The sequence below is a fragment of the Gemmobacter caeni genome, assembly GCF_003054195.1.
Taxonomy (GTDB): Bacteria; Pseudomonadota; Alphaproteobacteria; order Rhodobacterales; family Rhodobacteraceae; genus Gemmobacter; species Gemmobacter caeni.
Map to the genome: position 1 here is coordinate 1 of NZ_QBKP01000057.1, position 1,335 is coordinate 1,335.

Consider the following 1,335-nt stretch of genomic DNA (forward strand, 5'->3'; position numbering starts at 1 on the left):
AGGGGATATCGCGCAGTTCCTGCCGATATGTCGCCCATTGGGCCTGTTTGGCGGGCGTGAGGGGGGCATCGGCCAACTGCGTCCAGTCGCTGTCGGCCAGCAGCTGCGTGCGGATGGCATCGACCGTGCGCTCGGACATGCCGCTGGGCGACAGGATCGACAGCGACAGGGTTTCGGTCGCGGGGTTGAAATTCAGCGTGCGGATCGTGCTGTCGGCCCAGAGTGGGCTCTCGATCAGCGCGACCGCATTCTGGAATGTGGCCATCTGGCTTTCCGGCACCGCGACCGAGGTCAGGCTGCCGCCCTGATCGGCCACATCCTCGGCCGGGCAGTCGCCATATTCGGTCACCGGCTTGGCGCTGGCGCTATGGTCCGGGTCATAGACGATGAAAGCGACCATGGATCACCTCTGGAACTGGGTTGCTGAGAAATAGCGGCGAAACACCCGCATATCGGCGTTCCAGCCTGCGGTGACGGCCGGGTTCGCCTTGCGCGCCCGGATCCGATAGGCCGTCATGCCGGTGCCGGTATCCCAATCGACGGTCGAGAAGGCGACCTGCGACTGGCGCCCGTTCGGGGCACCGGCGGCGCTGGCCGCGCGCAGCGGGGTATTGCCTGGTCCGCGCGTGACCAGAAACTCGACCGCGCCATTGCCGTAACCATCCATCGAGCAGCTGAACGAGAGTTCGGTCGCCATGCCCCGGCGCCGGATGCGCAACACGGCAACGGTGACCCAGGTGTCGTCCGAGGTGATGTCCACATAGCCGCCCGCAAACCGCCGCACCGGCACGGTCACCGCATTGCCCGCCAGCATCAGCGTATTGATCGAGGCGGTTTTGATCATGGCAGAGCGCAGCCAGACATCGCCCTCCTCGATGACAAACAGCGCCTTCTTCGCCGCGCCATTCACCACCGCAAAACGGTCGGCACGGATCAGAACCGAACTCGCACCGCTGCTGTCTGCCTCCAGAAACAGGGCCGCACTCGTAGTGTCATCGCCCGGCCCGGCGGCGACCGAGAGGCCGATCCGGGCGGTCGCCCCTTCTGGCGTGGCCTCGACCGTGGTGCGGAACCGGCCCCCGGCGGAGTATTTGCCAGCGGCGACATCCAGCGCCTGCAAAGCATCGCCCTGGGCGGTCACCGCATTGCCGATCCCGCCCACGGTCAGGGACAGGCTGTCCAGTGCCGAGGCGCTGGCCTTGCCGGTCAGAGCCAGATCCAGCGCGGTGATCGCTTCGGCCTGCGAGGTGATCCTGCCCTCGGCGGTGGTCACCCGCAGCCGCAGCGCATCCACGGCGGTGGCGCTGGCGAGGTTGGGCAGATCCAGCTGCAGAC

2 protein-coding genes are annotated in these 1,335 nt (G+C 67.0%); both read right to left on the reverse strand.

What is annotated here, in order from left to right:
• A partial coding sequence (locus tag C8N34_RS25605; protein WP_211317748.1) for a phage tail assembly chaperone occupies positions 1-400 on the reverse strand: 400 nt, incomplete at its 3' end.
• 3 nt (positions 401-403) lie between these two features.
• A partial coding sequence (locus tag C8N34_RS25610; protein WP_146177493.1) for a phage tail tip fiber protein occupies positions 404-1,335 on the reverse strand: 932 nt, incomplete at its 5' end.